A 26,584-nucleotide genomic window follows, 5' to 3' on the forward strand; every position below is an offset into this window, starting at 1 on the left:
CAATCTATTTAATACCTACATGACGATTCCAGAGCTATTCAAAAAATAAAGTACGATAGCCAATACTTAAAACCGATTGCCACCTAATCCCTAATTCCTCATGCCCAATGCCTAATTATACCAAACCGGTTTAGGTTTACCCAGTTCAAAATTTGGAAAGCCAAAATCCTTAGTTTCAAAAGCATTGGTTTTAAAAACATTATCGCCATGACCTGGGATTTTGGGATAGAATGAAAACGACAGTTGAAAGGAACTAAAGGTCAAATAATCATTCCTAATAATAACGCCGATGCCGATAGATGAATATAGTTTGTTGTTTAGTAACGAAGAACCTTCCTCGCCCAGCATGGCTGCGCTTAAATTCACATACGGATTTATTCGAAAGCCCATTACATCCCATGGAGAATAAAACTGTGTCTGTAACGCCAATACATATTTTTTTGTACCCATCAATTCACTATCAAACCCTGGAATACCTGCGCCATTTTTAAGATCATAGTAATTGTCGTAAACCCCTTTAAATCGGTTGTTTTGATCAATGGTAATGCGATCGCCAGGAGATGCCAATCGTTTGGTGCCAATCAGTATTTGTGGTTTTACAAATTGACGCATTTTCCAATGGCCGCTTAATGAAATGAGTCTTGTAAAGTAATTCGCTTGTAAGGATATGGTGGTTTGTTCTAAATGACTCTGGTCCACGAAAGTTCCAATTTCAAAATTGGTACTCAAATAACCCCAATTAAAATAATTACCGTGAGATGCCTTCACGCCAACATACATGCGGTTGTGTTGATTTTTTCTTTGATAACCACCGGTCACGGCGTAAATAGTCCCAACGGGAACATCTTCAATAGTCCCATCCCTAAAAACATAGTCGTCCTTGACGAACTGTCGTGATGCAATGCCAATACTTCCTAAATAAAACGATTCGTTTGCAAAATAACCAATACTGTCATAAGCGCGAGTAGGGCGTTCACTATAGCCTACGTGCAAATATCGTGCACTGGTAATAAGGCTGGTGGAGCGTTCTTTTTCTGAATTACCATCAAAAATTTTAAAGGCATGGCCACCCCAAAAGTCTTGGGTTAAATATTTGAAGTTTTGTAAACTGGATTCAGATAGTGCATTCTGCAAAGAATCTTTTCTAAATTGTTCATCCAGATAAATGCCGCCAGCCCATCGGGTTAATGGCGAATAGAAATGCCGTTCAATATTAAGGACTTTATTGTAATAGCCATCCAAGTCATTTTTATAGGCGACGGTGGTTTTGATAAAGGTGTTTCTAATATTTGGAACTGTGTATTTCATGTCATAGCCGTAGCCATAATTCTTGTCCTTTAAACTTTTGATCACGCTGTTATTGAATTCATGTCCAAAACCGAGAAAATTCGAATTCTTCAAGGTTAATTTTGTTTTTGAAGTGGAAATACTTCCGTTTGGGATTATGGTCCAAGTGTCCAAAACCTCAATATGTAAGTCCACTGAGTCTTTAGAGGTATCGGCGTCTTTAGCGGTAACCTGAACGCGTCGTATAAAATTCTGTGAGCGTATTAAACGTTCCGTCTCATTTAATAAAAACGTATCTAAAGGTGTGTTTTCTTTAATGAGTAAAATATTTTTTATGGCAAAATTTTTCGTTTTGATATGTATAAAGTTGCCTGTTTTTTCAACCCAACTGTTAGCTGTTTGCGTGCTATCGGTGAATGAAAATCCAAAAGGATCATGACTTTGTATCGTGATGTGTCTGATGATTTTACCTTCAAATGGCGTAAGATTTTGCTTCCGAATGTTTTTTGAGTCGTTTGTGGGTTTTTTAGCAGTCGATCTGAAAACGAGCTTATAGATTGTTTTAGTGAATTTTCTTTTTTTGGAATACTCTTCAATTTTCTTATAAATTTCAGTCGAATCCTTGTCCGTTTTGGTTACCTGCGCAACAAGCAAACCTTGACAAAATAAAAAGAGAAGGATTAAAAAGAAGGTTTTTAAAGACATTAGTATAGCGAGGTTCTAAAAAGAATGACAGACAAATATAATTCAATTGGTTAGCTTAAATCCATAAATTAATAGTGTAATGCAGTTTGAATCTTGACATTTATTTTCCAAAGCAATAGTTGGACTTTTCATGAGATGTATTCCTAATTGAGGATTCCATTTTTTAGTGTTGGATTTATCGATTTGATATTAAGAATTGAGGGGAAATAGGACGACACAGAATTGACTTATTGTCCTAAAATATTGCCGCCACGTTAATTTGTTTTAAAACCAACTTATCTCAGTTTTCTTTACTTATAAAACGCTTATATTTGTTCCTTAGCAAAATTTTAAATTATTATGAGCAAGCAGAGCAAACGTAGAGAGGCATTAGTATATCACGCAAAACCTACCCCTGGAAAAATTCAGGTGGTTCCTACTAAAAAATACGCGACACAACGCGATTTGTCATTGGCCTATTCCCCAGGCGTGGCAGAACCGTGTTTAGAAATTGCCAAAGATGTCAATAATGTTTATAAATATACAGCCAAAGGTAATTTGGTAGCCGTAATTACAAATGGTACTGCAGTTTTAGGATTAGGTAATATTGGTCCTGAAGCGTCAAAACCTGTAATGGAAGGAAAAGGTTTACTTTTTAAGATTTTTGCAGATATAGATGTTTTTGATATTGAAATCGGGACTGAAAATGTAGAGGAATTCATTCAAACCGTCAAAATGATTTCGCCAACTTTTGGGGGAATTAATCTTGAGGATATCAAAGCACCAGAAGCTTTCGAAATTGAACGACGCTTAAAGGAAGAATTGGACATACCGGTCATGCACGATGACCAACATGGAACCGCGATCATATCTGCGGCAGCGTTATTGAATGCCTTGGAGATTGCGGGTAAAAAAATTGAGGACACTCAAATTGTGATCAGTGGCGCAGGCGCTGCGGCCATTTCATGTACACGTTTGTACCAAGCTTTTGGTGCCAAACGTGAGAACATCGTGATGTGCGATAGTAAAGGTGTGATCAGACAGAGCAGAGAAAATTTGTCGGCCGAAAAAGCTGAATTTGCTACCCATCGTGAAATCGATTCGTTAGAAGATGCCATGGCAAACGCCGATGTTTTTATTGGTTTATCCACTTCAAATATTGTTTCTCCTGAAATGTTATTGTCTATGGCCGACAATCCTATTGTTTTTGCCTTAGCCAATCCAGATCCTGAAATTGACTACCAATTAGCCATCGATACCCGTAAAGACGTGATTATGGCTACCGGACGATCGGACCATCCTAACCAGGTAAATAACGTGCTAGGATTCCCTTATATTTTTAGGGGCGCTTTAGATGTTAGGGCAACTAAAATCAACGAAGCCATGAAGATGGCCGCTGTTAAAGCCCTTGCCGATTTGGCGAAACAACATGTTCCAGAACAAGTAAATATTGCTTATGGCGAAACCAGATTAACTTTTGGAAAAGAGTATATCATTCCAAAACCTTTTGATCCACGATTAATTTCAGAAGTGCCACCGGCAGTTGCAAAGGCAGCTATGGATAGTGGGGTTGCCAAAGAATCAATTACCGATTGGGACAAATACCGCGATAGTTTATTGGAACGTTTAGGTTCAGACAATAAAATCATCCGCCTCCTAACCAACCGCGCTAAAATGGATCCGAAACGGGTCATATATGCTGAAGCAGATCATCTTGACGTGGTAAAAGCTGCACAGATTGCTTATGATGAAGGCATCGCCATTCCTATTTTATTAGGAAGAAGAGAAACCATTTTGAGCTTGATGGCTGAAATTGAATTTGATGCAAATATTGAAATCATTGATCCTAAAAATGATTCAGAAGATGCGCGTCGCAATAGATATGCGGAAGTGTATTGGTCGCAACGCAAACGTAAGGGCGTCACACTTTACTCCGCTCAAAAGTTGATGAGAGAGCGCAATTACTTTGCAGCCATGATGGTTAATGAAGGCGATGCTGATGCTTTAATTTCAGGTTTTTCGCGCAGTTATCCATCGGTGGTTAAACCGATGTTGGAGCTTATTGGATTGGCTAAAGGCGCCACTCGTATCGCCACCACCAACCTGATGATGACGCGACGTGGACCTATGTTTTTGAGTGACACCTCTATCAACATTGATCCGCCTGCAGAACATTTGGCGACCATTGCGCAAATGACTGCAAGAATGGTAAGGATGTTTGGTATGGAGCCCGTCATGGCCATGATTTCTTTTGCAAACTTTGGCTCTTCAACGAGTCCGAAAGCAACAAAAGTAAGAGACGCCGTTAAAATTTTGCACGAGACCAGCCCAAATTTATTAGTGGACGGGGAATTGCAAACAGACTTTGCACTCAATCAAGAAATGCTTGAAGAGAACTTTCCATTTTCAAAATTGGTAGGCAAAAGAGTCAATACGCTTATTTTTCCAAATTTAGATTCGGCAAACATCACGTATAAACTTTTAAAGGAACTCAATAAGGCAGAATCTATCGGGCCAATCATGATGGGTATGCGCAAGCCAGTGCACATTTTGCAGTTGGATGCTAGTGTGGATGAAATTGTCAATATGACCGCTATTGCTGTTATTGATGCCCAACATAAGGAGAAAAAAGAACAGGAAATCAAAGCGGCCTTGGAAAAGGAATCAGCTTTATAATGAGAATAATTTTGTTACATTTGAGTATTTAACTAAAGCCATTACATGATTACACATATCCAAGGGAAACTTGTTGAAAAAAATTTAACTGATGTTGTAATAGATTGCAATGGTGTCGGCTATCTCCTCAATATCTCATTGCACACCTATTCTCAAATTCCAGAGGGCGACTATCTTAAGCTATATACCTATTTGCAGGTTAAGGAAGATTCCCATTCTTTGTTTGGTTTTTCATCCATCGCGGAGCGTGAGATTTTCAAGTTGTTGATCTCCGTAAGTGGTGTCGGTCCGAGTATTGCACGGACCATGCTGTCCTCTTTAACGCCAAAACAGGTTAGAGAAGGCATCGCGCTTGGTGATGCGGCATTGATTCAATCCATCAAAGGCATTGGCGCTAAAACGGCAGCCCGTGTGATTTTGGATTTGAAGGATAAGGTGTTAAAGGTGTATGATTTGGATGAACTTTCTACCGTTAAAAACAATACTAATAAAGATGAAGCGTTATCTGCTTTAGAAGTTCTCGGATTTGCACGAAAACAAGCTGAGCGGGTAGTGGATAAAGTGGTGGCAAGTCAGCCAGATGCAAGCGTGGAAGTCATCATAAAACAAGCGTTAAAAAACTTATAAACGGATTTTGAGTACAACGAAACCTAGCTTATCATTATCAGTAAAACGTTTATGGCTCATAGGTGTGGTCTTGTTTGTAGGTTATTTTGGGTTTTCTCAAGTGGTTCCAGTCGATCAAGATTCGACTAAAACTGGGTATGCATTTGGCACGATCAAAATGCCGAATCCAAATAGTATCGTTTCAAAATACACTTATGATCCCAAAACCGATCGGTATATTTATACAGAAACGGTTGGGCGGTTCAATATTAATTATCCACTGATTCTAACTCCAAAAGAGTATCAAAAGATGGTGTTGGATGAAAATCTAAAAACCTATTATAAACAAAAGGTTGACGCTGCCGAAGGTAAAAAAGCAGGGACTGAAGATCAGCAAAAAAACTTACTTCCTGAGTTTTATGTCAACTCCGGGTTTTTTGAAACCATCTTTGGTGGCAACACCATTGAGGTCATTCCGCAAGGTTCGGTAGAAATGGATTTAGGGATCTTGTTTACCAAACAGGACAATCCGTCATTTTCGCCACGCAACCGAAGTAATTTTACATTTGATTTTGATCAACGGATCAGTTTGAGTTTATTGGGAAAAGTGGGGACACGACTTCAAGTAACAGCCAATTACGACACGCAATCTACCTTCGATTTTCAAAATTTAATTAAGTTGGAATACACGCCAACCGAAGATGATATCGTCAGAAAAATTGAAGTGGGTAACGTGAGTATGCCACTCAATAGCTCTTTAATTACCGGTGCGCAAAGTTTGTTTGGTGTTAAAACCGAGTTGCAGTTTGGAAAAACTAAAGTAACCGCTGTTTTCTCTGAACAAAAATCCCAATCACGCTCAGTGATAGCGCAAGGTGGCGGTACGCTTGAGGAGTTTTCGTTTTTTGCAAGAGATTATGACGAAAATCGGCATTTTTTCCTCGCTCAATACTTTAGGGATCGTTATGATGTAGCTCTTCAACGTTATCCATATATCAACAGTAACGTACAAATTACACGTATTGAAGTTTGGGTCACCAATAGAAGTAACCAAACGGATAACGTTCGTAATATTGTCGCTTTCCAAGACCTTGGGGAATCACAACGTGTAGGCTCTGCGGTTAATATTTTATTGCCTGGACCACTTCCCAATAATAAAAATAATGGTTTTGACCCGACCAATATCGGTGGCGCAGGTTCCAATTTAAACAGCGCGGTCAGGGATATTACGCGAATAAACCAAGGTATTAATATTCCTGCAAATGAAGGTTTTGACTTTGGGAAATTGGAAAATGCCCGAAAATTGACGGAAGGCTATGATTATACCCTTCAAACGCAATTGGGGTATATTTCATTGAATCAGCGTTTGCAAAATGATGAAGTGTTGGCCGTTGCCTTTCAATATACCATTGGAAGCAATGTCTATCAAGTAGGGGAGTTTGCCAATGATGGTGTTGAGGCTACAGGATCTTCAACCGATCCGGTTTCGGGCAATACCGTCATCAACAATAATAACCTTATCTTAAAGATGCTGAAAAGTACGATCACTAACGTGAATCAGCCTGTTTGGGATTTGATGATGAAAAATATTTATGATTCTGGCGCCTATCAATTAAGTCAGGAAGATTTCAGATTGAATATTTTTTACACGGAAGCGTCGCCGTTAAACTACATTAAGCCAGTGGCAGGAACCACTTTTCCACTGTTTGATAATAATACACCAGATCCATCTGATGATACACCGATCACTGAAACGCCATTAATTCGACTGTTCCATTTGGATCAATTGAACTATAACAATGATCCGCAGCAAAATGGTGATGGATTTTTTGACTTCGTTCCAGGGATCACGGTTTTGACCCAAAATGGTAAGATCATTTTTACCAAAGTGGAGCCTTTTGGAAAGTATCTATTTGATGTTTTAGCAGACCCTGCGTATCCTTCAGATTATAATGATGATATCTATGCCAACCCGAATCAGGAAAAATATGTATATGATATCCTGTACAAGGGTACTAAAACTGCAGCCTTGCAGCAATCTGATAAAAATAAATTCCAATTAAAAGGACGTTATAAATCTTCAGGTGGCGAAGGTATTGCCATTGGTGCCTTTAACGTGCCAAGAGGTTCTGTAAAAGTGACCGCTGGTGGACGAGTGCTGGTGGAAGGTGTCGATTATACCGTGAACTATCAATTGGGCCGTGTTGAAATTGTGGATCAGGCTTTAAAAGCTTCCAACACACCGATTAATGTGTCGGTTGAAAATAATGCAGTTTTTGGGCAACAGACCAAACGGTTTACGGGTTTGAATGTGGAGCACCAATTCAGTGAAAACTTTGTGTTGGGCGGTACTTTGTTAAATTTGAATGAGCGTCCCATCACCCAGAAAGCCAATTATAATACCGAATCGATCAATAATACCATCTTCGGATTTAATGGTAACTATTCTACGGAAGTGCCATTCTTAACGCGATTGGCAAATAAGTTACCCAACATTGATACCGATGTAGCCTCAAACCTTTCGGTAAGAGGAGAATTTGCATACCTACTTCCTGGTGCTCCAAAAGGCACCGATTTTCAGGGAGAGGCGACGGCTTATGTGGACGATTTTGAAGGTTCGCAAGGCAGTATCGATTTATTATCTCCACAGTCTTGGTTTTTATCCAGTCGTCCTAAAGGATTGGGCATTGGTGCGAATGAAGATCAAATTGGTGTGCAGAACGGTTTCAATAGAGCGCATCTGAATTGGTACACGATTGACCCTATTTTTTACAGTAACCAACGGCCAAAGGGAATAACAGAAAATGATTTGTCCAACCTTTATACCAGACGTGTTTTTATAGATGAAATATTCCCACAAAGAGATTTGGTTCAAGGTCAGACTACCATCATTCCAACTTTGGATTTGGCTTATTACCCAACTGAAAGAGGGCCTTATAATTTTCAAACCCAGAATATTGATTATCCAAATGCACTGACCCGACCGCAAGATAGTTGGGCGGGAATTACCCGAGCCATTACCAGTACCGATTTTGAACAGGCCAACGTTGAATACATTGAGTTTTGGGTTCAAGATCCGTTTTTGGATAATCCGTCAAATCCGGGAGGAAAACTGCTTTTAAACCTAGGTAATATTTCAGAAGATATTATTAAGGATGGTAAAAAACAATATGAAAACGGTCTTCCCGACAATGGAGATGTGAGCGGATTGCAAGTGACTGAATATGGAACCGTCGTGCCACGAAATCAATCTTTAATTTATGCCTTTTCAAGTACCGGAAACGATCGTGCCAATCAAGATGTGGGCTATGATGGCTATAATGATGCTCAGGAGATAGCGAAATTCGGTTCGCAATTTGGCCCTGATCCATCCAATGATAACTATAAATATTTTCTTCAGGCAGAAGGCGATATTTTTGAGCGCTATAAAATGTATAATGGTTCAGAAGGAAATTCGCCAGATGTCTTTTCTGAAACCAATAGAGGTTCAACAACGCAACCTGATGTAGAGGATATCAACAGAGATAACACAATGAATACCATTGATAGTTATTTTGAATATGAAATTGAAATCACCCGTGCGAGTCTGGATAATCCAAACAACATCCTTATTAATGATGTAAAGAGCCGGAATATCACGTTGCCAAACGGCGATAATAGAGATGTGAAATGGTACCAATTTAGAATTCCAATTGACAATGCCACACGGGCCATTGGTGGAATCTCCGATATCCGGTCCATACGTTTTGCAAGAATGTATCTTAAAGATTTTACACAAACCACCGTCATGCGTTTTGCCACATTAGATTTGGTAAGAAGTGACTGGAGACGTTACACCATGGATTTGGACAGCAATCCAAACAACAACAGTGCGGATGCTTCCTTTAGTGTTGGGGTCATAGGTCTACAAGAAAATGAAGGGAATTATGTATTGCCTCCTGGGGTTGAGTTGGAGCAATTAAATAATAACAATAATATCATCAGACAAAACGAACAATCTTTAGTAATTGAGGTTTGTGAATTGGTAGGAGACGACTCTCGTGGAGTTTATAAAAATATTAGTGTGGACATGCGTCAGTATAAAAAACTGAAAATGTTCATGCACGCTGAAGGTTTGGAAGGACGTACTTTATATCCTGGTGAAATGGTTGGTTTTATCCGAATGGGGAATGATTTTACCCAAAATTTCTATGAGATTCAAGTGCCATTAAACGTGGTTGCAGGAGCAGGAAGAGATCAAGTATGGCCTTCTGAAAACGAAATTAACCTGAATTTGGATGTATTACAAAAAATCAAAGCCTTAGGGATTAGTGATGGTTCTTTGTCCAATCAAAATCCGACCTACTATAACGTCACCTCTTCGGGGCCAGAACTTGTACAAGCAGGAGATAATTTTGAGGTGGGGCAAACACGCGTGTCCATAAAAGGAAATCCTAATTTTGGAGATATCAGGGTGCTAATGGTTGGTGTTAAAAACAATACCACAGCGACCAATTTATGTGGGAAGGTGTGGTTTAATGAGCTTCGTCTTTCTGATTTGGATAATGAAGGCGGTTGGGCTGCCATATTGAGCATGGATACTAATATCGCCGATTTTGCCGATATCAGTGCGACAGGACGTCAAAGTACCGTTGGTTTTGGTGGTATCGAGCAACGTCCTAATGAGCGCAGTCGTGAAGATGTCAAACAATACGATGTGGTGACCAATATTAATGTTGGCCAGTTACTGCCTAAAAAATGGGGCATCCAGGTACCGTTCAACTATGCGCAAAGCGAGGAGATGGTCACGCCTAAATATGATCAGTTTTATAATGACTTGACACTCGACTCCAGATTGGGTGCCGCAAGTTCTTCAGCAGAAAAGGATCAGATTTTGGAGCAGTCTGAAGATTATACAAAGCGCAAAAGTATCAATTTTATCGGCGTTAGAAAACAGCGGACGGGCGATGAAAAACCACGTTTTTATGATGTGGAGAATCTGACCTTTAATTATTCCTATAATAAAGTAGAACATCGGGATTTCGAAATTGAAAATGCGTTGGATCAAAATATTAGAACCGGGGTTAATTATGCCCATAATTTCAATCCGATCACGATTGAGCCGTTCGCTAAAAATGATTCTATTTTTAAAAGTAGATATGCTAAGATTCTAAAGGATTTTAATTTCAATTTATTGCCGAACAGTTTTACCGTCAATTCAGATATTTTACGTCAATTCAATAAGCAGAAATTTAGAGAGGTTGAACTGGCTGGTAATAATATTGGGCTGGAAGAATTATTTAGAAGAAACTATCGTTTCGATTTTCAGTATGCCATTAATTACAAAATCTCAAAGTCACTGAATCTTAATTTCACGGCTAATAACACCAATATTGTCCGCAATTATTTTATTGACGATATCATTAACGGGAAACAAGATCCTACACTTGATGTTTGGAATGGTTTTTTTGATTTGGGCGATCCTAATATCCAAAATCAGCAATTGCAACTCAATTACGAAATTCCGTTATATAAGATTCCAACCTTTAGTTTCTTAAAAGCAACCTATTCTTATACGGGCGATTTCCAATGGCAAAAAGGCTCTGATTTGAACACTAATTTCCCGTTCGAGAATGAAGTCACTGGGACATTTCGCAATTATAATCTTGGAAATTCAATTCAAAACGCGAACACCCATAATATCAATTCCACGTTTAACCTGGAAACGCTTTACAAATATGTAGGCTTAGTCCGAAAAGATAATAAGCAAAATAGAACTCAAGGACGAAGTGCCGTACCTGCAGGACTTCAAAGAAAAGATGGCAAGGCAGACGCAGCGGATAGCAGGACAGCGGGTCAAGCTGTAACCGACGAATCAACCGTAGGCACAAAGTTGTTCAACACCTTTGTTGATATTGCTACGATGGTTAAGCGTGTGCAAATCAATTACAGTGAAAACAACGGCACATTTCTGCCAGGGTATTTACAAACTCCAGGATTTATAGGAACGCTAAAGCCAACATTTGGATACACTTTTGGTAGCCAAAATGATATCAGGGATATGGTGGCCAGAAATGGATGGTTGACCGTTTACCCCGATTTCAATCAGCAGTACACCGAAGTTACCAACCGAATTTTGGATGTGTCTGCAAATATTGAAGTGATCAAAGATTTAAAAATTGATTTGATTGGCAGTAGGATGTATTCCGAAAACACCAGTGAAAACTTTAATGCCTTAGACACCAATGGCGACGGCATGAGCGATACCTACAACGCGTTGATTACAAATTCATTTGGTAATTTTAATATTTCTACGTCACTTATTAAAACCGCGTTTAGTGCAAGTGATGAGACGCAATCGGCTGCCTTTGATGACTTTAGAGCAAATCGATTGGTGGTGGCAAGACGTTTGGCACGTGATTTTTATGGAAGTGATACCTATCCAGTAGATGCTGGAGGCTTTCCTGTTGGGTTTGGGAAAAACAATCAAGCCGTATTGTTGCCAGCATTTTTATCCGCCTATCAAGGCTCAAATCCCGATCATGTAAGTTTAAGTGCTTTTAGAGATATTCCAATTCCTAATTGGACGTTGAAATACACTGGTTTGATGCGTTTAACCTGGTTTAAGGACAAGTTTAAGCGTTTCTCTGTGACGCATGGCTATCGCTCTGGTTATACCATCAATCAGTTCCGAACCAATTTGGATTACGATAAATCCAATCCGGAAGTGCTCGATCAAGGAGGAAATTTTAAAAATGAGACCCTTTTCAGCAATATCAACTTGGAAGAGCAATTCAGTCCGTTGGTCAAATTGGACTTTGAGATGAAGAGTTCTGTAAAAATTCTTGCTGAAGTTAAAAAAGATAGAATCCTTTCCTTAAGCTTTGACAATAATTTATTGACCGAAATAAAAGGGAATGAATATATTGTGGGACTTGGTTACCGCATCAAGAACGTGAGGATCCGTTCAAAAATGGCCGGCCCTCAACAAGTTATTACGGCCGATTTAAACATGAAGGCCGATATTTCGTTACGCGATAACAAAACCATCATCAGGTATCTTGATTTGGAAGACAATCAAGTGACCTCTGGGCAGACTATTTGGGGTGTTAAATATTCGGCAGATTATGCCTTCAGTAAAAACTTAACGGGTATCTTCTATTTTGATTATACATTTTCTGAATATGCCATCTCAACGGCATTCCCGCAAACAACCATCCGATCAGGAATTACCTTGCGTTATAATTTCGGGAATTAATTTTGATTAAAGGATTTTAAAAAAGTACATTTGTTTCACTATTAAATTTATTACAAAAATGAATATACCAGCACAATTAAAGTACACCAAGGATCATGAATGGATTAGCATTGATGGTGAAGTAGCAACTGTAGGAATTACAGATTTTGCACAAGGAGAATTAGGCGATATCGTCTATGTAGAAGTTGAAACTTTAGATGAAACTTTGGAAATGGATGAAATTTTCGGAACCGTGGAAGCTGTAAAAACAGTTTCTGATTTGTTCTTGCCACTCTCTGGAGAAATTATCGAGTTCAATGAAGTTCTTGAAGATGAACCAGAAAAAGTAAATACGGATCCTTACGGCAAGGGTTGGATGATCAAAATAAAAATATCAGATCCTTCTCAAGTAGATAAGTTGCTTTCTGCGGATGCCTATAAGGAACTGATAGGTGCGTAAACGATGGGCTTTTGCTCTATTTGTGCTATACGCCATCATTCTTTTAGTACTTAGTTTGGCATCCCTTCGTGGCATCCCTTCTCTTGGCACTTCGTTTGATGACAAAATTGGACATTTTGGAGCATACTTTATTTTCACCTTATTGATTTTCAATTATTGCAATGCATTGAAAATTAGAAGCGCACTATTTTGTGCCTTTGTTATTGCCTCCTCTTATGGGTTTTTAATGGAGTTGCTTCAAAAATTGTTAACCACCGGTAGACAGTATGATCTGTATGATGCTCTTGCTAACGGCTTTGGAGCGATTCTTGCAGTACTCTTTGTAATAGTCTATAGAAAGTTAAAGTTAAAATAAATTATTCATTTGCTTTTTTAACAAATTATTGGTTATTTTAGCATCCTTAAACACTCTAAGCATATGGAACCGAAAAAAAATGTAAAGGCAGACGTTGGTAGAAATAGTTCAATCTATTTTTCTGTTGGTCTCGCTTTAATGTTATTGTTGACCAATTTGGCCATCAATTACAAAACTTATGATAAAGCAGCGATTGATATTGGCATGATTAATATGGATGATGAATTGGAAGAAGAAATTCCAATCACTGAACAATTACAAACGCCTCCACCGCCACCACCGCCGCCACCAGCAGCTCCAGAGCTTATCGAAGTTGTTAAAGATGACAAAGAAGTTGTAGAGACTGTAATTGAATCATCTGAATCAAATCAGGAAGTAGAAATTGCGAAAGTTGAAGATGTTGTTGTTGTAGAAGCTCCAGAAGAGGAAATCGAGGTGCCATTTGCAGTTATTGAAAACGTACCTGTATTTCCTGGATGTGAAAAGGAGAATGGTAACAATGCGAAAAAGGACTGTATGTCCAAAAAAATCGCTGAGTTCGTAAATAAAAGATTCAACACGGAGTTGGCTTCTGAGTTAGGTCTTTCAGGAAGACAACGTATTAATGTGATTTTTAAGATCGATAAAACTGGTAGCATTACCAGTGTTCAGGCAAGAGCACCACACCCTGGATTAGAAAAAGAAGCACAACGTGTGATCGGCTTGCTACCAAAAATGCAGCCTGGTAAACAACGTGGTAAAGCGGTAACTGTACCGTATTCTTTGCCGATCTTATTCCAAGTTCAAGATTAATAATATTTTAGTGTTTAAATATTTAAAGATCCCAACGTGAAAGCGTTGGGTTTTTTATTTTCTTATCTTTAAAGAGCCTAACTCCCTTGACGAAAATATTTTTTAAGGATGTTAAAATCCCATCGCAGGTAAATCGATGGGATTTTTGCTTTGGTATGCTTGTTGTGATTTTAGTATAATATTAACATTTTAAACACGTGATATTATGGAAAATCTAAAAAAATCTAATGAAGTTACTGCTAACCGTAGCGTTCAGCTTGCAAAACCACACAAACAGGACGCAAATTTAAGAAAGAATTCTGCGCTCTACTTTCAGGTCGGATTAATACTTTGTTTACTGCTGAGTTACGGACTTTTTGAAATGAGGTTTGAAGAAAAGAACCTTACTTTGACAAAAGTTAATTATGTTGATCCTAATGTGGAGGTTTTTCCGACCAATTTTATTTTGGAAAAAGAAGTCTTCAAGCAAAAAAATGAAGTGATCAAGAATCAAGTTGTTCTTACCATTAATCCTATTGTTAAGGACAACGACTTCGTTGAAAATCTTCCAACAGAACTTTTAACTGAAAGTCCGATCGTAAGTATAAATCCTGCAAAAATTGAAGACATTGTGGTCTTTAAAAAGGATGATGACGATGATATCGATTTAAAAGTCTTTAGCACTATTGGCGTTGAGATGGCACCAGTTTATCCAGGTTGTGAATCGCAGAAAAACAATGAAGGCCTTTTAAAGTGTATGTCAGATAAATTATCCCAATTGGTTCAAAAGAAGTTTGATAAAGATTTGGTCTCCGAACTTGGTTTATCTGGAACTCAAAAGATAAACGTGGTTTTTAAAATTGACAAATTAGGGGTTGTAACTGAGGTTCAAACCCGTGCGCCGCGCCCGGAACTGGAAAGGGAAGCCAAAAGAGTGGTGGAGCAAATCCCAAAAATGACGCCAGGAAAACAAAGAGAGCGACCAGTTACGGTTCAGTATGTATTGCCTATTACTTTTAACGTGCAATGATTTTATCTAATATGATCTGTAGTGAGCCGCTATAAAATTCCATAGCGGTTTTTTAGTGTACTCATTTTGAAAAAAATAGTATCTTTCAACCGTAATAATGGTTACAATATCTATGAAGAATGTCTTCTTAATTTTTTTTGTCAGCTTTCAGCTCCAAGTTTTTTCCCAGAATATTGAAATTTATGAAAAGCCACCTGTTTTTATGGGTTGCGAAGGGGAATCTATTGACAATTTAAAAACTTGCTTCAATAATAAACTCAATGGCTTTATTTTTGAAAACTTTATAGTTCCTAACCAGGTTACACAGGATAGTTATAAGGGCGATGTAAAAGTATTGTTTGAAGTGGATAAGGACGGAAGCATAAGCGTACTTTATGTGGATGCTATTTATGATACCTTAAAAGATGAAACCAAACGCGTGTTTGGATCTTTGCCAAAAATTCAACCGGGCTCCTATAATGGCAAGCCTACATTTTTTCAATATTCATTGACGATTAAGATTCCTTTGGTCAATCCTGAAATTGTAAAAAACAACACGATTGAAGAGCAAAAGAGCATTAAGAAAGCGATTGATCTCAATGCTATTGTTTCCAATGAGTTTGATAGTGTTACCAATAACATAAGGAAATATCAAGGCTTGGAATATAGCAGTCAATTGAATATCCCATTCACGCATGGCTATTATGCGCGTTTTGATGCCCATATGAATGGCCTCGGAACCAATAGTCATACCGCGGCAAAACCATTTGTTTTTGAGGAAGTGGCATCCTACTATGATTTTCAAGCTGAAAAAGACGCGCTTATTAAAGGTTCGGAGGGCTGGTGGAGCAGAAAACTGTGGGATGAGCATTTAGTGCAACTTCAAGGAGAAGATTATTGGTTTACCATCGATCCTTTTTTAGACTTGCAAGTGGGCAAGGATACGGATGCTGATTTTAGTAGTACTTTCAATAATACCCGAGGGGTATATATACAAGGAGGCTTGGGTGAAAAGTTTAGTTTTTCGGCTTCTGTTTTTGAAAGTCAAGGCCGATTTGCCCAATATTTTAACCAATATGCCGAGACTTTAAAAGCTTTTGGGCCTGATCCAGCAATTATTCCTGGACGTGGCATCGCCAAACGTTTCAAGGAAGATGCTTATGATTACCCAGTGGCGGATGCTTATTTGTCCTATGCGCCAGCAAAATTTGTCAATATTCAGTTTGGCCATGGCAAGAATTTTATCGGTGACGGCTATCGTTCTTTGTTTCAAAGTGATGTAGCAAGTCCGCATACCTTTTTGAAATTGAATACCAATTTCTGGAAAATCAAATATACCAATACTTGGATGTGGCTCAGAGATGTTCGCGATGCGGTAATTGAAGATAAAGCATTTTTGACCAAATATATGGCCAACCATTATTTGAGCTGGAATGTATCCAAGCGCCTTAATATCGGTCTTTTTGAATCCGTGATGTGGACGGACACTAATGGCCGCGGGTTTGATATCAATTACCTAAATCCAATCATTTTTTTCAGGGCGATCGAATTTGAATCTGGGCAAGGATCTGGAAATGCCGTTGTAGGTGCTTCAGCAAAATACAAGTGGAATAATAAGGTAAACTTATACGGACAGTTCATTTTGGACGAATTCTCCTTGGAGCATGTCAAAGCTGGTGATAAAAGCTGGAAGAACAAATTTGGCTATCAATTAGGAGCCAAATATTACAACGCCTTTAAAGTGGATAATTTGATGTTGCAATTGGAGTATAACCAAGTGCGGCCTTATACCTATTCACATAATACCATCGTGAATAATTATGCACACAGCAATCAACCGATGGCGCATTTGTGGGGCGCAAATTTCAGGGAGTTCATCATCATTGGACATTATAATTATGAGCGTTGGTTTGCCGATGCCAAGTTTATTTTCGGAACGCGCGGGTTAGATTTTAACGACGGCACGGATAATTTTAGTTACGGCGGCGATGTGTATAGAAATTATAACGAGCGACCTTATAACACAGGAGTGAAAATCGGGCAAGGCAATAAGACCAAAACTTTTAATGCCGAACTGCAAGGTGGTTATGTAATTAACCCCGTGAGTCATTTAAAAATATTTACCAATATCAGTTTCAGAAACTTCAATCCAGAAGCAGAAACCGTAACGACTTTCAGAAATAGCACGGTTTGGTTCAATCTGGGCGTAAAGACGGATTTGTTCAACTGGTATTTTGATTTCTAGCAGAATTCCTGCGAAAGCAGAAAGCCTTTAGGTTCAACGCAGTTAATCTCATGTGTTTCTGACGATTATAGTCTTATGCCATGAAGTCTCGTTAATGTGTTGGTGGAAAACACCGATACAGGCATAAATGTGATGGTGTTTTACATCAACAAGGCATCATACTGATCTAAAATCCTCAAGGTTTCCATAAATCCAATTTCAAGACATTTGGATGTTTTAATACTTCAAAAGTCTTTTTCACGCTCCAAAAAACTTCAAATGAATTTCGCCGTTTAATTAATCATTAATTGAATTGCTCAAAACCAATATTCAAAGTATCTTTGCACTCGCATTTAAAAGCGAAAATTTAAGACCAATTGGCGACAACAAATTCTTCTTTATCAAGTGTCTCTATTATTTCTGATTTTAAGGAAATAACAAAAATGAGATTATCAGTGAGTGTCGTGTTTTCGGCCATAGCTGGATACTTGTTAGGCGCAGACACCATCGAGTGGGACATCGTAGTTTTACTGGCTTTTGGTGGTTATTTTATGGTTGGTGCTTCCAATATGTACAATCAAATAATTGAACGTGATTTGGACGCCCTTATGGATCGCACCAAAAACAGACCCGTTCCGGCAGGACGGATTTCTGTCAATTCTGCTTTTACGATGGCCGTCATTTTTACAATTCTCGGTATTGCCACGCTTTATGTGATCAATCCACGGACCGCGATGTACGGCGCGATCTCCATATTTTTATATACCAGTATTTACACGCCTTTAAAAACCAAAACACCATTATCTGTTTTTGCTGGTGCTATTCCTGGTGCCATCCCATTTATGTTGGGTTGGGTAGCAGCACGAAATGCATTTGGCATTGAACCTGGAACTTTATTTGCTGTACAGTTCTTTTGGCAATTTCCTCATTTTTGGGCCATCGGATGGTTTTTGTACGACGATTACGAGAAGGGCGGATTTTTTATGCTCCCAACAGGGAAACGTGATAAAGGTACAGCCACGCAAATCATTATCTACTCCGTTTGGACGGTTTTAGTATCCATTGTTCCTGTTTTTGGTATCACTGGAGATTTGAAATTGTCGGTTGTAGCGGCCGTCATTGTATTTGCGCTCGGGATGGTCATGGTATATTACGCATTGCAATTATTCAAAAATAGAACAGCACAAGCAGCCAAACAATTAATGTATGCCAGTGTGATTTATATTACCCTATTACAGATTGTTTACGTTGCCGATAAATTTATAAGATAACATGGATTTTACACAAGGAACCTTTCAGGAAAAACATAGTAGAGCAAAAAAAATGATGCTCTGGTTTGGAATCATTTCGCTTATCATGTCTTTTGCGGGCTGGACCAGCGCATTTGTGGTAAGTAGCACAAGGGAAGATTGGCTCGCTGACTTTCAATTGCCAAGTGCCTTTATAGTCAGTACAATTGTTGTATTGATTAGTAGCGTGACGTTTATGTTAGCTGGTAAAGCACTCAAAAATAATGATCGACAGATGACAAGCGTATGGTTGTTTGCGACTTTGGCTTTGGGGATTGCTTTTATAACCAATCAATTTATAGGCTTTAATCAAATTATTGATATGGGTTATAATTTCACTGGTCCGACCAGTAATGTGACCATGTCCTACATCTATTTGATAGCGATGGTACATATAGTTCACGTTATCGCAGGGCTAGTTTGCATTTTGGTTGTAATTTATAATCATTTTAAACAAAAGTATATTTCTGAGGATATGCTAGGCTTTGAACTGGCGGCAACATTTTGGCATTTTATTGATGTACTGTGGGTATATCTCTTTTTATTTCTATATTTTGTGGGTTAATTGGGGAGTTTTTTTCTCGAGCTCACATTACAATTAATTGAACATTACCTAAAGAACCTCAAAAATTAATGAGGATGTTTCTTTAGATGAATAAAATGATTATTTTTGTCCAACTTTAAAACTAAATAACTGATCACAACATATGGATACGACTGTCGCAAACACTAGTGAAGAAAATAAGCGTTGGGGTGGAGGTATTGAACCATTAAAAGCGAGTTACGGTAAAATGATGATGTGGTTTTTCCTCACATCTGACTCGTTAACATTTACTGGATTCTTAGCAGCCTACGGATTTTCAAGATTTAAATTTGCCGATTCTTGGCCAATTGCAGACGACGTATTTACGCACGTGCCTTTTATTCACGGAAATTATCCAATGATCTTCGTGGCGTTCATGACCTTTATATTGATCATGTCGTCAGTTACTATGGTGTTGGCAGTTGATGCAGGACATCATATGAACAAGGCTAAAGTAAGCTTGTATATGTTCCTGACGGTTTTAGGAGGTTTAGTCTTCTTAAGCTCACAAGCATGGGAGTGGTCAACTTTTATTAAAGGTGATTATGGTGCAGTTGGAACACATGCTGGTAATATTTTACATTTTGTTGATAAAGATGGGAATCGAGTCGCTTTAAAAGACTTTTCTACGGCGGTACCATCCGATCGTACCTATCATGCCACTAAAGACGGAATTTGGTTTACAAATGAAAAAGCACTTCCAAGTTTTACTTTTGACGAGGTTGTTGCTGGATTTAAAGCAAACGAAGATCTTTTGATAAGAACGACTTATACTGCTGAAGGAACGCATCAAAAAACCGTTTTATCTCGAAGTGAATCTCTCAAGGAGTTAGAGACTAAAGGCAAGAATGTCGTTGAAGGAGCAAACTTGATCCAAAACGAATACGGTGCCCCTTTATTCGCCAACTATTTCTTCTTCATTACTGGTTTCCATGGATTCCACGTTTCGATTGGGGTTATATTGAACATTATTGTTTTCTTTAACGTTCTTATTGGTACTTACGAGCGAAGAGGAAGCTATGAGATGGTTGAAAAGGTCGGTTTATATTGGCATTTCGTGGATTTAGTTTGGGTGTTTGTATTTACATTCTTCTACTTAGTATAATTATTAGATAACTTATTTTAGACATGGCAGCAGAAGCACATAAATTAGCAATATTCAGAGGGACTCTTAAGTTTAAATCCAATACCCAAAAAATATGGGGTGTATTAATCTTTTTGGCTCTAGTAACAGCAGTTGAAGTTGTTTTAGGTATTTATAAACCAGAAATGTTTATGGGGCAAATCCTAGGCATGAAGGCTCTTAACTGGATCTTTATTATCTTAACTGTAGTAAAAGCCTATTATATTACTTGGGACTTTATGCACATGAGAGATGAATTGCCAAGTCTACGACGTATGGTGGTTTGGACCGCGGTCTTTTTGATTGCTTATTTGGTCTTTATTCTTTTGCAAGAAGGCGATTATATTGAAGGTGTATTTTCTAATGGATTTGTGAAAACTAATTTTTAGGGAATCGCTGCTATACAACGGACAATATTAGTGTTAAACACATGTAAAAAGGCGGTTATTTGAACCGTCTTTTTTATTTTTGCACCTGAGTGTTTTAGTCCGGATTTATTGGATGAAATGGGCCTTATTCGGCTCGTAAATCATGAAAATTATCTTAAATGAATATAAAACTTGTTAAACGCTATACCATTCTAGGGATATTGTTTTTTCTTCCCGTAGCGTTCCTATTGATGCTCTATCCTGCAAAACATAATTATTTGGCACTCGATGTGGTAAATGAAAATGTGCAGGACATTAAAGGATTGAGTGAGTACGAGCTCAAAGATCATATCACCGTATTAGCCTTTTTCGGTAAAAAGCCGTTAGAGAGAGCCACCGCGGCGTCTAACCTCAAGGAATTAATCTACAATAAATTCAAGGGTTTTAAACATTTTCAAATTATTGTCTTTCTTTCGCCTGAAGCAAAAGCAGATCTTCCAGCTTTAAAAAGGGAAATTGAATCTCATGAGGATTTGAAATACTGGCATTTTGTGTTTTTGGACGACGAGCAGACGCAGCAAGTTTTTGATGGTTTAAGGACCGATCTGCCATTGGATGCCAATCTCTCAACTGCACGCGTGTTTATCGTTGATGGCGATCTTAATCAACGTGGGCGTTTGGATGATAGAACCGAAAGAGAATTAGAGTTAAAGAAACCTGCGTATGATTTGACTTCTTATGATTGCGTGGAAGTGGCTATTCTTAAAAATAAAATGAGTGAAGATATACGCGTGTTGTTTACCGAATATAGAGACAAACGCAAAGGGAAGTTTGATTCTTCAACACGACGTGCTAACGATTTAAAAGGGATTACTGATGAGCAAGAAAACTAATTATTCTTATATAGGCGTTTCATTTATTGTGCTTCTATTTGGAATTTACTTCGTTCCAAAAATTATTGACAGGGTCAGTAATGAAGATGTCGTAAGAGATGAAAGCAGAAGTGAAGACATTAATCTGAATCCGAAGAAAAGACCTGGAAATCTCTCCGATCTGCACTTTATTGAACTCAACGGCGTGCGAAAAAAAGTACCAGAATTCAGTTTTACCGATCAAAATGGAAAGACCGTAAGCAACAAGGATTATGAAGGAAAAGTTTATGTCCTGGAGTTTTTCTTTACGACCTGTCCTTCCATTTGTCCGAAGATGAACGCGAATATGGTAGAAATTCAGAATACTTTTCCAAATGAAAAGAATTTCGGAATTGCTTCGTTCTCCATTACACCAGATACTGATACGCCTGAAGTATTAAAGGCTTATGCTGATCGCAATGGGATCACCAATCCTAATTGGCATTTGATGACCGGAGATCACGACAAGATCTATAAATTGGCTAATGACGGCTTTTATCTATACACCGCAAAAGACGAAAGTGCCGATGGCGGCTTTGAACATTCGGGTAATTTTGCCCTCATCGATAAAAATGGTTTTATCCGTTCGAGATCTGATACTCAGGGCAGTCCTATTATTTATTATAACGGGATCATTTCTGAAAAGGAAAAAGTTGACGAAGAAGGCATGGAGCAGCAAATCACGATGTTAAAAGAAGACATCGCAAAATTGTTAAAAGAATAATGGAAGCAATAAATAGAGCAGCGGAAAAAAAATACAATAAATGGATTGTTGTCCTTTCCATTATTATTCCTGTGATTGTTGGTGCCCTGTTTGGCGTCAATTTGCGTAAGTTAGGTTTTGATGTGGAACCCTTAACGTTTTTACCACCTATTTATGCGACCATAAATGGACTGACAGCACTAATTTTAGTGGCTGCATTTTTAGCCGTAAAAAACAAGAATATAGAACTACACAAAACCTTAATGACGACTGCAATTGGTTGCTCGGTTTTGTTTTTGATGATGTATGTGGCTTATCACATGACCAGTGATTCTACATCTTACGGCGGCGAAGGAACTATGAAATATCTGTATTTCTTCATTCTGATAACACATATCCTCTTATCCATCATCATCATTCCTTTCGTGCTGATTACCTATGTGCGCGCGATCACTAAAAATTATGAACGTCATAAAAAAATCGCAAGAATCACATTTCCATTATGGCTATATGTGGCCATATCTGGAGTGATTATTTATATTATGATTTCCCCTTATTATGTCTAAAATGAAACACAGAGTTCTTTTTATCGTTTTTACTTTATTCACTTTTGTCACCACCAATGCGCAATGTGCCATGTGTCGCGCGGTTTTGGAAAGTGAAGAAGGCCAATCGACGGCAAAAGGTGTTAACGATGGCATCGTCTACCTCATGATCATTCCTTATGTTCTTATTGCAGGAATTGGAATTGCAATTTACACGCGGTTCAGTAAAAAGAAAGAAATATAAATACAGTTTTCTGTAACATATTTTGCTTTTATCAGTCTAAATAGAGATTGTTTAAGATAAGTCTTAACAATTCGTTAATATAAATCGAGCATCGATTTGTGTAACATTGCAACACTAAGCGACTGAACATGATCCAAATTAAAGATTTACACAAATCCTATCACATGGGAAATAATTCTCTTCATGTGTTAAAAGGGATTAATTTTGAAGTAAAGGAAGGGGAACTGGTATCCATCATGGGCTCTTCTGGTTCAGGTAAATCGACGCTTCTGAATGTTTTGGGTATGTTGGATGAAGCTGATGAAGGCTCTTACACGCTCGATAATGTTCCCATTAAAAACCTCAATGAGAAAATCGCGGCCAACTACAGAAATAAATTTTTAGGATTCATCTTTCAATCCTTTAATCTCATCAATTATAAATCAGCTTTAGATAATGTCGCGCTGCCCCTGTATTATCAAGGTGTTCCACGTAAGGAACGGGTGGAAAAAGCCATGCATTATCTGGACAAAGTTGGATTGGCGCCCTGGTCTCACCATTTGCCCAATGAATTATCTGGCGGACAAAAACAACGGGTTGCAATCGCGAGAGCTTTGGCCAGTGATCCAAAAGTTTTATTGGCCGATGAGCCTACGGGAGCTTTGGATACCAAAACCTCTCATGAAGTTATGGAACTCATTCAAGGCATTAATGACGAAGGAAAAACCATTTTGATCGTCACGCACGAACCTGATATCGCCAATATGACCAAACGTATTGTCAATTTGAAAGATGGGCTGATCATTGATGATAAATTAGTCCAACAAATTAGAGCGCCTCAGTATGTTTGAAATTGAACGTTGGCAGGAAATTTTTGAGACCTTAAGTAAAAATAAACTCCGCACATTTCTAACCGGTCTTTCCGTCGCATCAGGAATTTTTATTTTAGTCATTCTTCTTGGTTTCAGTTCAGGAATCCAAAACGGGGTGACTTCCCAATTTGAAAAAGACGCTGCTAATAGCATCTCCATCTGGACAGGTTTGACTACCAAGGAATTTAAAGGCTTAAATCCGGGAAGGCGTATTCAGCTTAAAAACAATGATTTCAATACCATTGCTGATAAGTACAACGACGATATCGAATATAAGTCCGCGTTCTATACCATCTGGGGTGGATTGGTCAATTATAAAAATGAATCCGGGAACTATAGAATCCAAGGCGTCATGCCAGACAACCAATTTATTGAAAACGCCGATATCAGTCAAGGACGGTTTTTAAATCATTCTGATGTGATGGGTTCTAAAAAAGTGGCGGTTATTGGAAATAAAGTAAGCCAAGATTTATTTAAAGGACAAGATCCTATTGGTAAGGATATTTCCTTATATGGGATTAATTTTAAAGTGATCGGTGTCTTTTTCGATCCAGGAGGAGAGCGTGACGAAAGTAAAGTCATGATGCCTATTACGACTGCTCAAAAGGCTTTTAATGGCGGGAATGATATCCGGAATATGACCTATACGGTTAAGATGTCAGATAACTTTGATGAGGCTGTGAAACTTTCAGAACAAATTTCGATGGGTATTGAAAATGATCTCAAGGAAAGACACATCATCGCTCCTGATGATGTTAGTGCCATTAATGTCAATAATACGCTGGAAGAAGCGCGGAAAATTTATTCTTTGGTGGATACCATCAAAGCTGTGTTCTGGTTTGTAGGTATCGGAACCATCATTGCAGGTGTAGTTGGTGTTGGTAATATTATGCTCATCATTGTGAAGGAACGCACCAAAGAGATTGGTATTCGTAAAGCTTTGGGTGCCGAACCGATGTCCATTGTTGCCATGATTTTACAGGAATCTGTTTTTGTAACCATGTTTTCGGGACTGTTCGGGCTAGTTGCTGGCCTAGGACTTTTGGAACTTGTAGGGCCGCACATCGAAAGTGATTTTATTAAACATCCGCAAGTGGATTTTAATACCGCATTGACCACGGTATTTGTTTTAGTGTTTGCAGGTGCGATTGCAGGATTTGTACCCGCCTATCGCGCAGCCAAAATTAAACCTATTGTAGCACTAAGAGACGAATAAGATGTTTAGCAGAGACCGTTGGGACGAAATATTGGAAGCCTTAAATGCAAATAAGTTTAGAACTTTTTTGACGGTGTTTGGCGTGTTTTGGGGGATTACCATCTTGGTGCTTTTGCTGGCCTTGACCAACGGACTGAAAAATGGCGTAACTTCTGGTTTTGGCAATTTCGCGACCAATTCCATGTTCATTTGGACACAACAAACTTCAAAACCCTATAAAGGACTTCCCAAGGGGCGACGGTTCAATTTTAAATTGGACGATGTGGCTGCCTTAAAAAATGAATTTCCACAACTTAAATATGTATCCCCTCGTAACCAATTGGGTGGTTATAGTGGTGCGAATAATGTGGTTAGAGGTACAAAAACTGGTGCTTATCAAGTCAATGGCGATTATCCTGAATTTATAAAGCAACAGCCCATGGATATGCTGGAAGGTCGTTTTGTGAGCTATTCCGATATCAATTCCAATCGGAAGGTTTGTGTGATTGGAACGGGCGTGGTAAAAGGACTTTATGATAAGGGAGAAGACGCCTTAGGGACTTACATCAAAATCAACGGGGTTAATTTCATGGTTATAGGCACTTTTAAAGTGAGTAATAGCCAAGGTGATAAAGAGGAAGATGCCAATACTATTTTCGTGCCCTTTACCACTTTTGGACAAGCCTTCAATTTTGCTGATAATGTCGGATGGTTGGCGGTAACGGCAGTCGATGGAACAAATATTACCACACTCAAACCCCAAATTTTAGAAACCTTAAAAAGCCGACGCAAGGTGGCTCCGGATGATGAACGCGCCATAGGTAACTTTGATTTGGCCGAAGCTTTTGGTCGTGTGAATGGCCTATTCTCAATTTTGGGATTGGTAGGCTATTTCGTGGGTGCTTTAGTATTAATGTCTGGAATCATAGGGATTAGTAATATTATGCTCATTGTCGTCAAGGAACGTACCAAAGAAATTGGCGTAAGGAGAGCGTTAGGAGCTTCGCCTTGGATGATTAAATCACAGATTTTACAAGAAAGTTTAATCTTGACTATTTTATCAGGAATGGTAGGTATTACATTTGCCGCCGCTGTGATTTGGGGACTTAATTATGCTTTGGATATGAGTGGTCCTGTAGAAAATTTTGCCAACCCAAGTGTCAGTATGTCCGTCGTTTTTATAGCTCTTTTTATATTGGTGGTATCTGGCCTGTTGGCAGGTTTGATTCCCGCTAATAGTGCCACAAAAATGAAGCCTGTGGACGCTTTAAGAATAGAATAATTATCATAACATCATCAAATGAACCATCTCTTACGATTTAGAGTTTTAATTTCAACTTTTCGTTAAGGTGTAAACATTTGACCATTAAAAAACAATAAGAATTATCAATGAACCACCGGTTACGATCTAGAGTTATTATTTCAAATCATTGTTAAGGTGTAAACATTTGACCATTAAAAAACAATAACAACCACCAAATGAA

General features: G+C 38.5%; 20 protein-coding genes. 19 read left to right on the top strand and 1 reads right to left on the bottom strand.

Going from position 1 to position 26,584, the window contains the following annotated elements; all coding sequences use genetic code 11:
* Positions 1 to 111: 111 nt before the first annotated feature.
* Positions 112 to 1,992: a hypothetical protein gene (locus tag ACOH2D_RS14125; protein WP_449535608.1), complete on the bottom strand. Its 1,881-nt coding sequence runs from the start codon at positions 1,990 to 1,992 to the stop codon at positions 112 to 114.
* Between the two features lie 339 nt (positions 1,993 to 2,331).
* Here ACOH2D_RS14125 and ACOH2D_RS14130 point away from each other — a divergent pair, with 339 nt between their 5' ends.
* The 19 genes from ACOH2D_RS14130 to ACOH2D_RS14220 all read left to right on the top strand — a co-directional run bounded on the left by ACOH2D_RS14130 (position 2,332) and on the right by ACOH2D_RS14220 (position 26,382).
* Complete coding sequence (locus ACOH2D_RS14130; RefSeq protein WP_449535609.1) at positions 2,332 to 4,647, top strand: NADP-dependent malic enzyme; 2,316 nt, start codon at positions 2,332 to 2,334, stop codon at positions 4,645 to 4,647.
* Positions 4,648 to 4,692: 45 nt separating this feature from the next.
* Entirely contained in the window at positions 4,693 to 5,274 is a 582-nt protein-coding gene (ruvA, locus tag ACOH2D_RS14135; protein ID WP_449535610.1) for a Holliday junction branch migration protein RuvA, read from the top strand.
* Positions 5,275 to 5,281: 7 nt separating this feature from the next.
* Complete coding sequence (sov, locus tag ACOH2D_RS14140) at positions 5,282 to 12,490, top strand: T9SS outer membrane translocon Sov/SprA (RefSeq protein WP_449535611.1); 7,209 nt, start codon at positions 5,282 to 5,284, stop codon at positions 12,488 to 12,490.
* Positions 12,491 to 12,548: 58 nt separating this feature from the next.
* Positions 12,549 to 12,929 (top strand): glycine cleavage system protein GcvH, encoded by a 381-nt coding sequence (gcvH, locus tag ACOH2D_RS14145; RefSeq protein WP_348034729.1) that lies wholly within the window; start codon positions 12,549 to 12,551, stop codon positions 12,927 to 12,929.
* The gene (locus tag ACOH2D_RS14150) at positions 12,922 to 13,284 is read left to right on the top strand and encodes a VanZ family protein (RefSeq protein WP_348034730.1); all 363 of its coding nucleotides are present in this window, start codon (positions 12,922 to 12,924) and stop codon (positions 13,282 to 13,284) included. The genes gcvH and ACOH2D_RS14150 overlap by 8 nt, the downstream gene beginning before the upstream one ends.
* Before the next feature lie 63 nt (positions 13,285 to 13,347).
* Entirely contained in the window at positions 13,348 to 14,076 is a 729-nt protein-coding gene (locus ACOH2D_RS14155) for an energy transducer TonB (RefSeq protein WP_348034731.1), read from the top strand.
* Positions 14,077 to 14,281: 205 nt separating this feature from the next.
* Positions 14,282 to 15,085 (top strand): energy transducer TonB, encoded by an 804-nt coding sequence (locus ACOH2D_RS14160; protein ID WP_449535612.1) that lies wholly within the window; start codon positions 14,282 to 14,284, stop codon positions 15,083 to 15,085.
* A gap of 112 nt (positions 15,086 to 15,197) precedes the next feature.
* A complete protein-coding gene (gene remB, locus ACOH2D_RS14165; RefSeq protein WP_449535618.1) occupies positions 15,198 to 17,309 on the top strand; it encodes a gliding motility outer membrane protein RemB in 2,112 nt (703 codons plus the stop codon).
* A 356-nt stretch (positions 17,310 to 17,665) separates the two neighbouring features.
* Positions 17,666 to 18,559, top strand: coding sequence for a heme o synthase (gene cyoE, locus ACOH2D_RS14170; protein ID WP_348034734.1), 894 nt, complete (start codon positions 17,666 to 17,668; stop codon positions 18,557 to 18,559).
* Position 18,560: 1 nt separating this feature from the next.
* Complete coding sequence (locus ACOH2D_RS14175; RefSeq protein ID WP_449535613.1) at positions 18,561 to 19,142, top strand: cytochrome c oxidase subunit 3; 582 nt, start codon at positions 18,561 to 18,563, stop codon at positions 19,140 to 19,142.
* 142 nt (positions 19,143 to 19,284) lie between these two features.
* Positions 19,285 to 20,265, top strand: coding sequence for a cytochrome c oxidase subunit 3 (locus ACOH2D_RS14180; RefSeq protein WP_449535614.1), 981 nt, complete (start codon positions 19,285 to 19,287; stop codon positions 20,263 to 20,265).
* Positions 20,266 to 20,288: 23 nt separating this feature from the next.
* A complete protein-coding gene (locus tag ACOH2D_RS14185; RefSeq protein WP_348034737.1) occupies positions 20,289 to 20,672 on the top strand; it encodes a cytochrome C oxidase subunit IV family protein in 384 nt (127 codons plus the stop codon).
* Between the two features lie 158 nt (positions 20,673 to 20,830).
* The gene (locus tag ACOH2D_RS14190) at positions 20,831 to 21,544 is read left to right on the top strand and encodes a hypothetical protein (RefSeq protein WP_449535615.1); all 714 of its coding nucleotides are present in this window, start codon (positions 20,831 to 20,833) and stop codon (positions 21,542 to 21,544) included.
* Positions 21,528 to 22,286, top strand: a complete 759-nt coding sequence (locus ACOH2D_RS14195; RefSeq protein WP_348034739.1) for an SCO family protein — start codon at positions 21,528 to 21,530, stop codon at positions 22,284 to 22,286. Before ACOH2D_RS14190 ends, ACOH2D_RS14195 begins: the two co-directional genes overlap by 17 nt.
* On the top strand, positions 22,286 to 22,831 hold the full coding sequence (locus ACOH2D_RS14200) for a DUF420 domain-containing protein (RefSeq protein WP_449535616.1): 546 nt from the start codon (positions 22,286 to 22,288) through the stop codon (positions 22,829 to 22,831). The genes ACOH2D_RS14195 and ACOH2D_RS14200 overlap by 1 nt, the downstream gene beginning before the upstream one ends.
* 1 nt (position 22,832) lies before the next feature.
* Positions 22,833 to 23,054 (top strand): CAMCR motif-containing small membrane protein, encoded by a 222-nt coding sequence (locus ACOH2D_RS14205; protein WP_348034741.1) that lies wholly within the window; start codon positions 22,833 to 22,835, stop codon positions 23,052 to 23,054.
* 128 nt (positions 23,055 to 23,182) lie between these two features.
* Entirely contained in the window at positions 23,183 to 23,884 is a 702-nt protein-coding gene (locus ACOH2D_RS14210; protein ID WP_348034742.1) for an ABC transporter ATP-binding protein, read from the top strand.
* Positions 23,877 to 25,121, top strand: a complete 1,245-nt coding sequence (locus ACOH2D_RS14215) for an ABC transporter permease (protein ID WP_449535617.1) — start codon at positions 23,877 to 23,879, stop codon at positions 25,119 to 25,121. Before ACOH2D_RS14210 ends, ACOH2D_RS14215 begins: the two co-directional genes overlap by 8 nt.
* Before the next feature lies 1 nt (position 25,122).
* On the top strand, positions 25,123 to 26,382 hold the full coding sequence (locus ACOH2D_RS14220; RefSeq protein WP_348034744.1) for an ABC transporter permease: 1,260 nt from the start codon (positions 25,123 to 25,125) through the stop codon (positions 26,380 to 26,382).
* The last annotated feature ends 202 nt before the right edge of the window (positions 26,383 to 26,584 follow it).

Source organism: Gelidibacter sp., from assembly GCF_053579655.1.

Excerpts from the sequence above, each read along its gene's own strand:
- ACOH2D_RS14215 (WP_449535617.1), top strand. The coding sequence starts at position 23,877 with ATGTTTGAAATTGAACGTTGGCAGGAAATTTTTGAGACCTTAAGTAAA.
- ACOH2D_RS14180 (WP_449535614.1), top strand. The coding sequence starts at position 19,285 with ATGGATACGACTGTCGCAAACACTAGTGAAGAAAATAAGCGTTGGGGT.
- ACOH2D_RS14155 (WP_348034731.1), top strand. The coding sequence starts at position 13,348 with ATGGAACCGAAAAAAAATGTAAAGGCAGACGTTGGTAGAAATAGTTCA.
- ACOH2D_RS14190 (WP_449535615.1), top strand. The coding sequence starts at position 20,831 with ATGAATATAAAACTTGTTAAACGCTATACCATTCTAGGGATATTGTTT.
- ACOH2D_RS14160 (WP_449535612.1), top strand. The coding sequence starts at position 14,282 with ATGGAAAATCTAAAAAAATCTAATGAAGTTACTGCTAACCGTAGCGTT.
- ruvA (WP_449535610.1), top strand. The coding sequence starts at position 4,693 with ATGATTACACATATCCAAGGGAAACTTGTTGAAAAAAATTTAACTGAT.
- ACOH2D_RS14205 (WP_348034741.1), top strand. The coding sequence starts at position 22,833 with ATGAAACACAGAGTTCTTTTTATCGTTTTTACTTTATTCACTTTTGTC.
- ACOH2D_RS14185 (WP_348034737.1), top strand. The coding sequence starts at position 20,289 with ATGGCAGCAGAAGCACATAAATTAGCAATATTCAGAGGGACTCTTAAG.
- ACOH2D_RS14175 (WP_449535613.1), top strand. The coding sequence starts at position 18,561 with ATGGATTTTACACAAGGAACCTTTCAGGAAAAACATAGTAGAGCAAAA.
- ACOH2D_RS14220 (WP_348034744.1), top strand. The coding sequence starts at position 25,123 with ATGTTTAGCAGAGACCGTTGGGACGAAATATTGGAAGCCTTAAATGCA.
- ACOH2D_RS14130 (WP_449535609.1), top strand. The coding sequence starts at position 2,332 with ATGAGCAAGCAGAGCAAACGTAGAGAGGCATTAGTATATCACGCAAAA.
- gcvH (WP_348034729.1), top strand. The coding sequence starts at position 12,549 with ATGAATATACCAGCACAATTAAAGTACACCAAGGATCATGAATGGATT.
- ACOH2D_RS14210 (WP_348034742.1), top strand. The coding sequence starts at position 23,183 with ATGATCCAAATTAAAGATTTACACAAATCCTATCACATGGGAAATAAT.
- ACOH2D_RS14125 (WP_449535608.1), bottom strand. The coding sequence starts at position 1,992 with ATGTCTTTAAAAACCTTCTTTTTAATCCTTCTCTTTTTATTTTGTCAA.
- ACOH2D_RS14195 (WP_348034739.1), top strand. The coding sequence starts at position 21,528 with ATGAGCAAGAAAACTAATTATTCTTATATAGGCGTTTCATTTATTGTG.
- ACOH2D_RS14200 (WP_449535616.1), top strand. The coding sequence starts at position 22,286 with ATGGAAGCAATAAATAGAGCAGCGGAAAAAAAATACAATAAATGGATT.
- remB (WP_449535618.1), top strand. The coding sequence starts at position 15,198 with ATGAAGAATGTCTTCTTAATTTTTTTTGTCAGCTTTCAGCTCCAAGTT.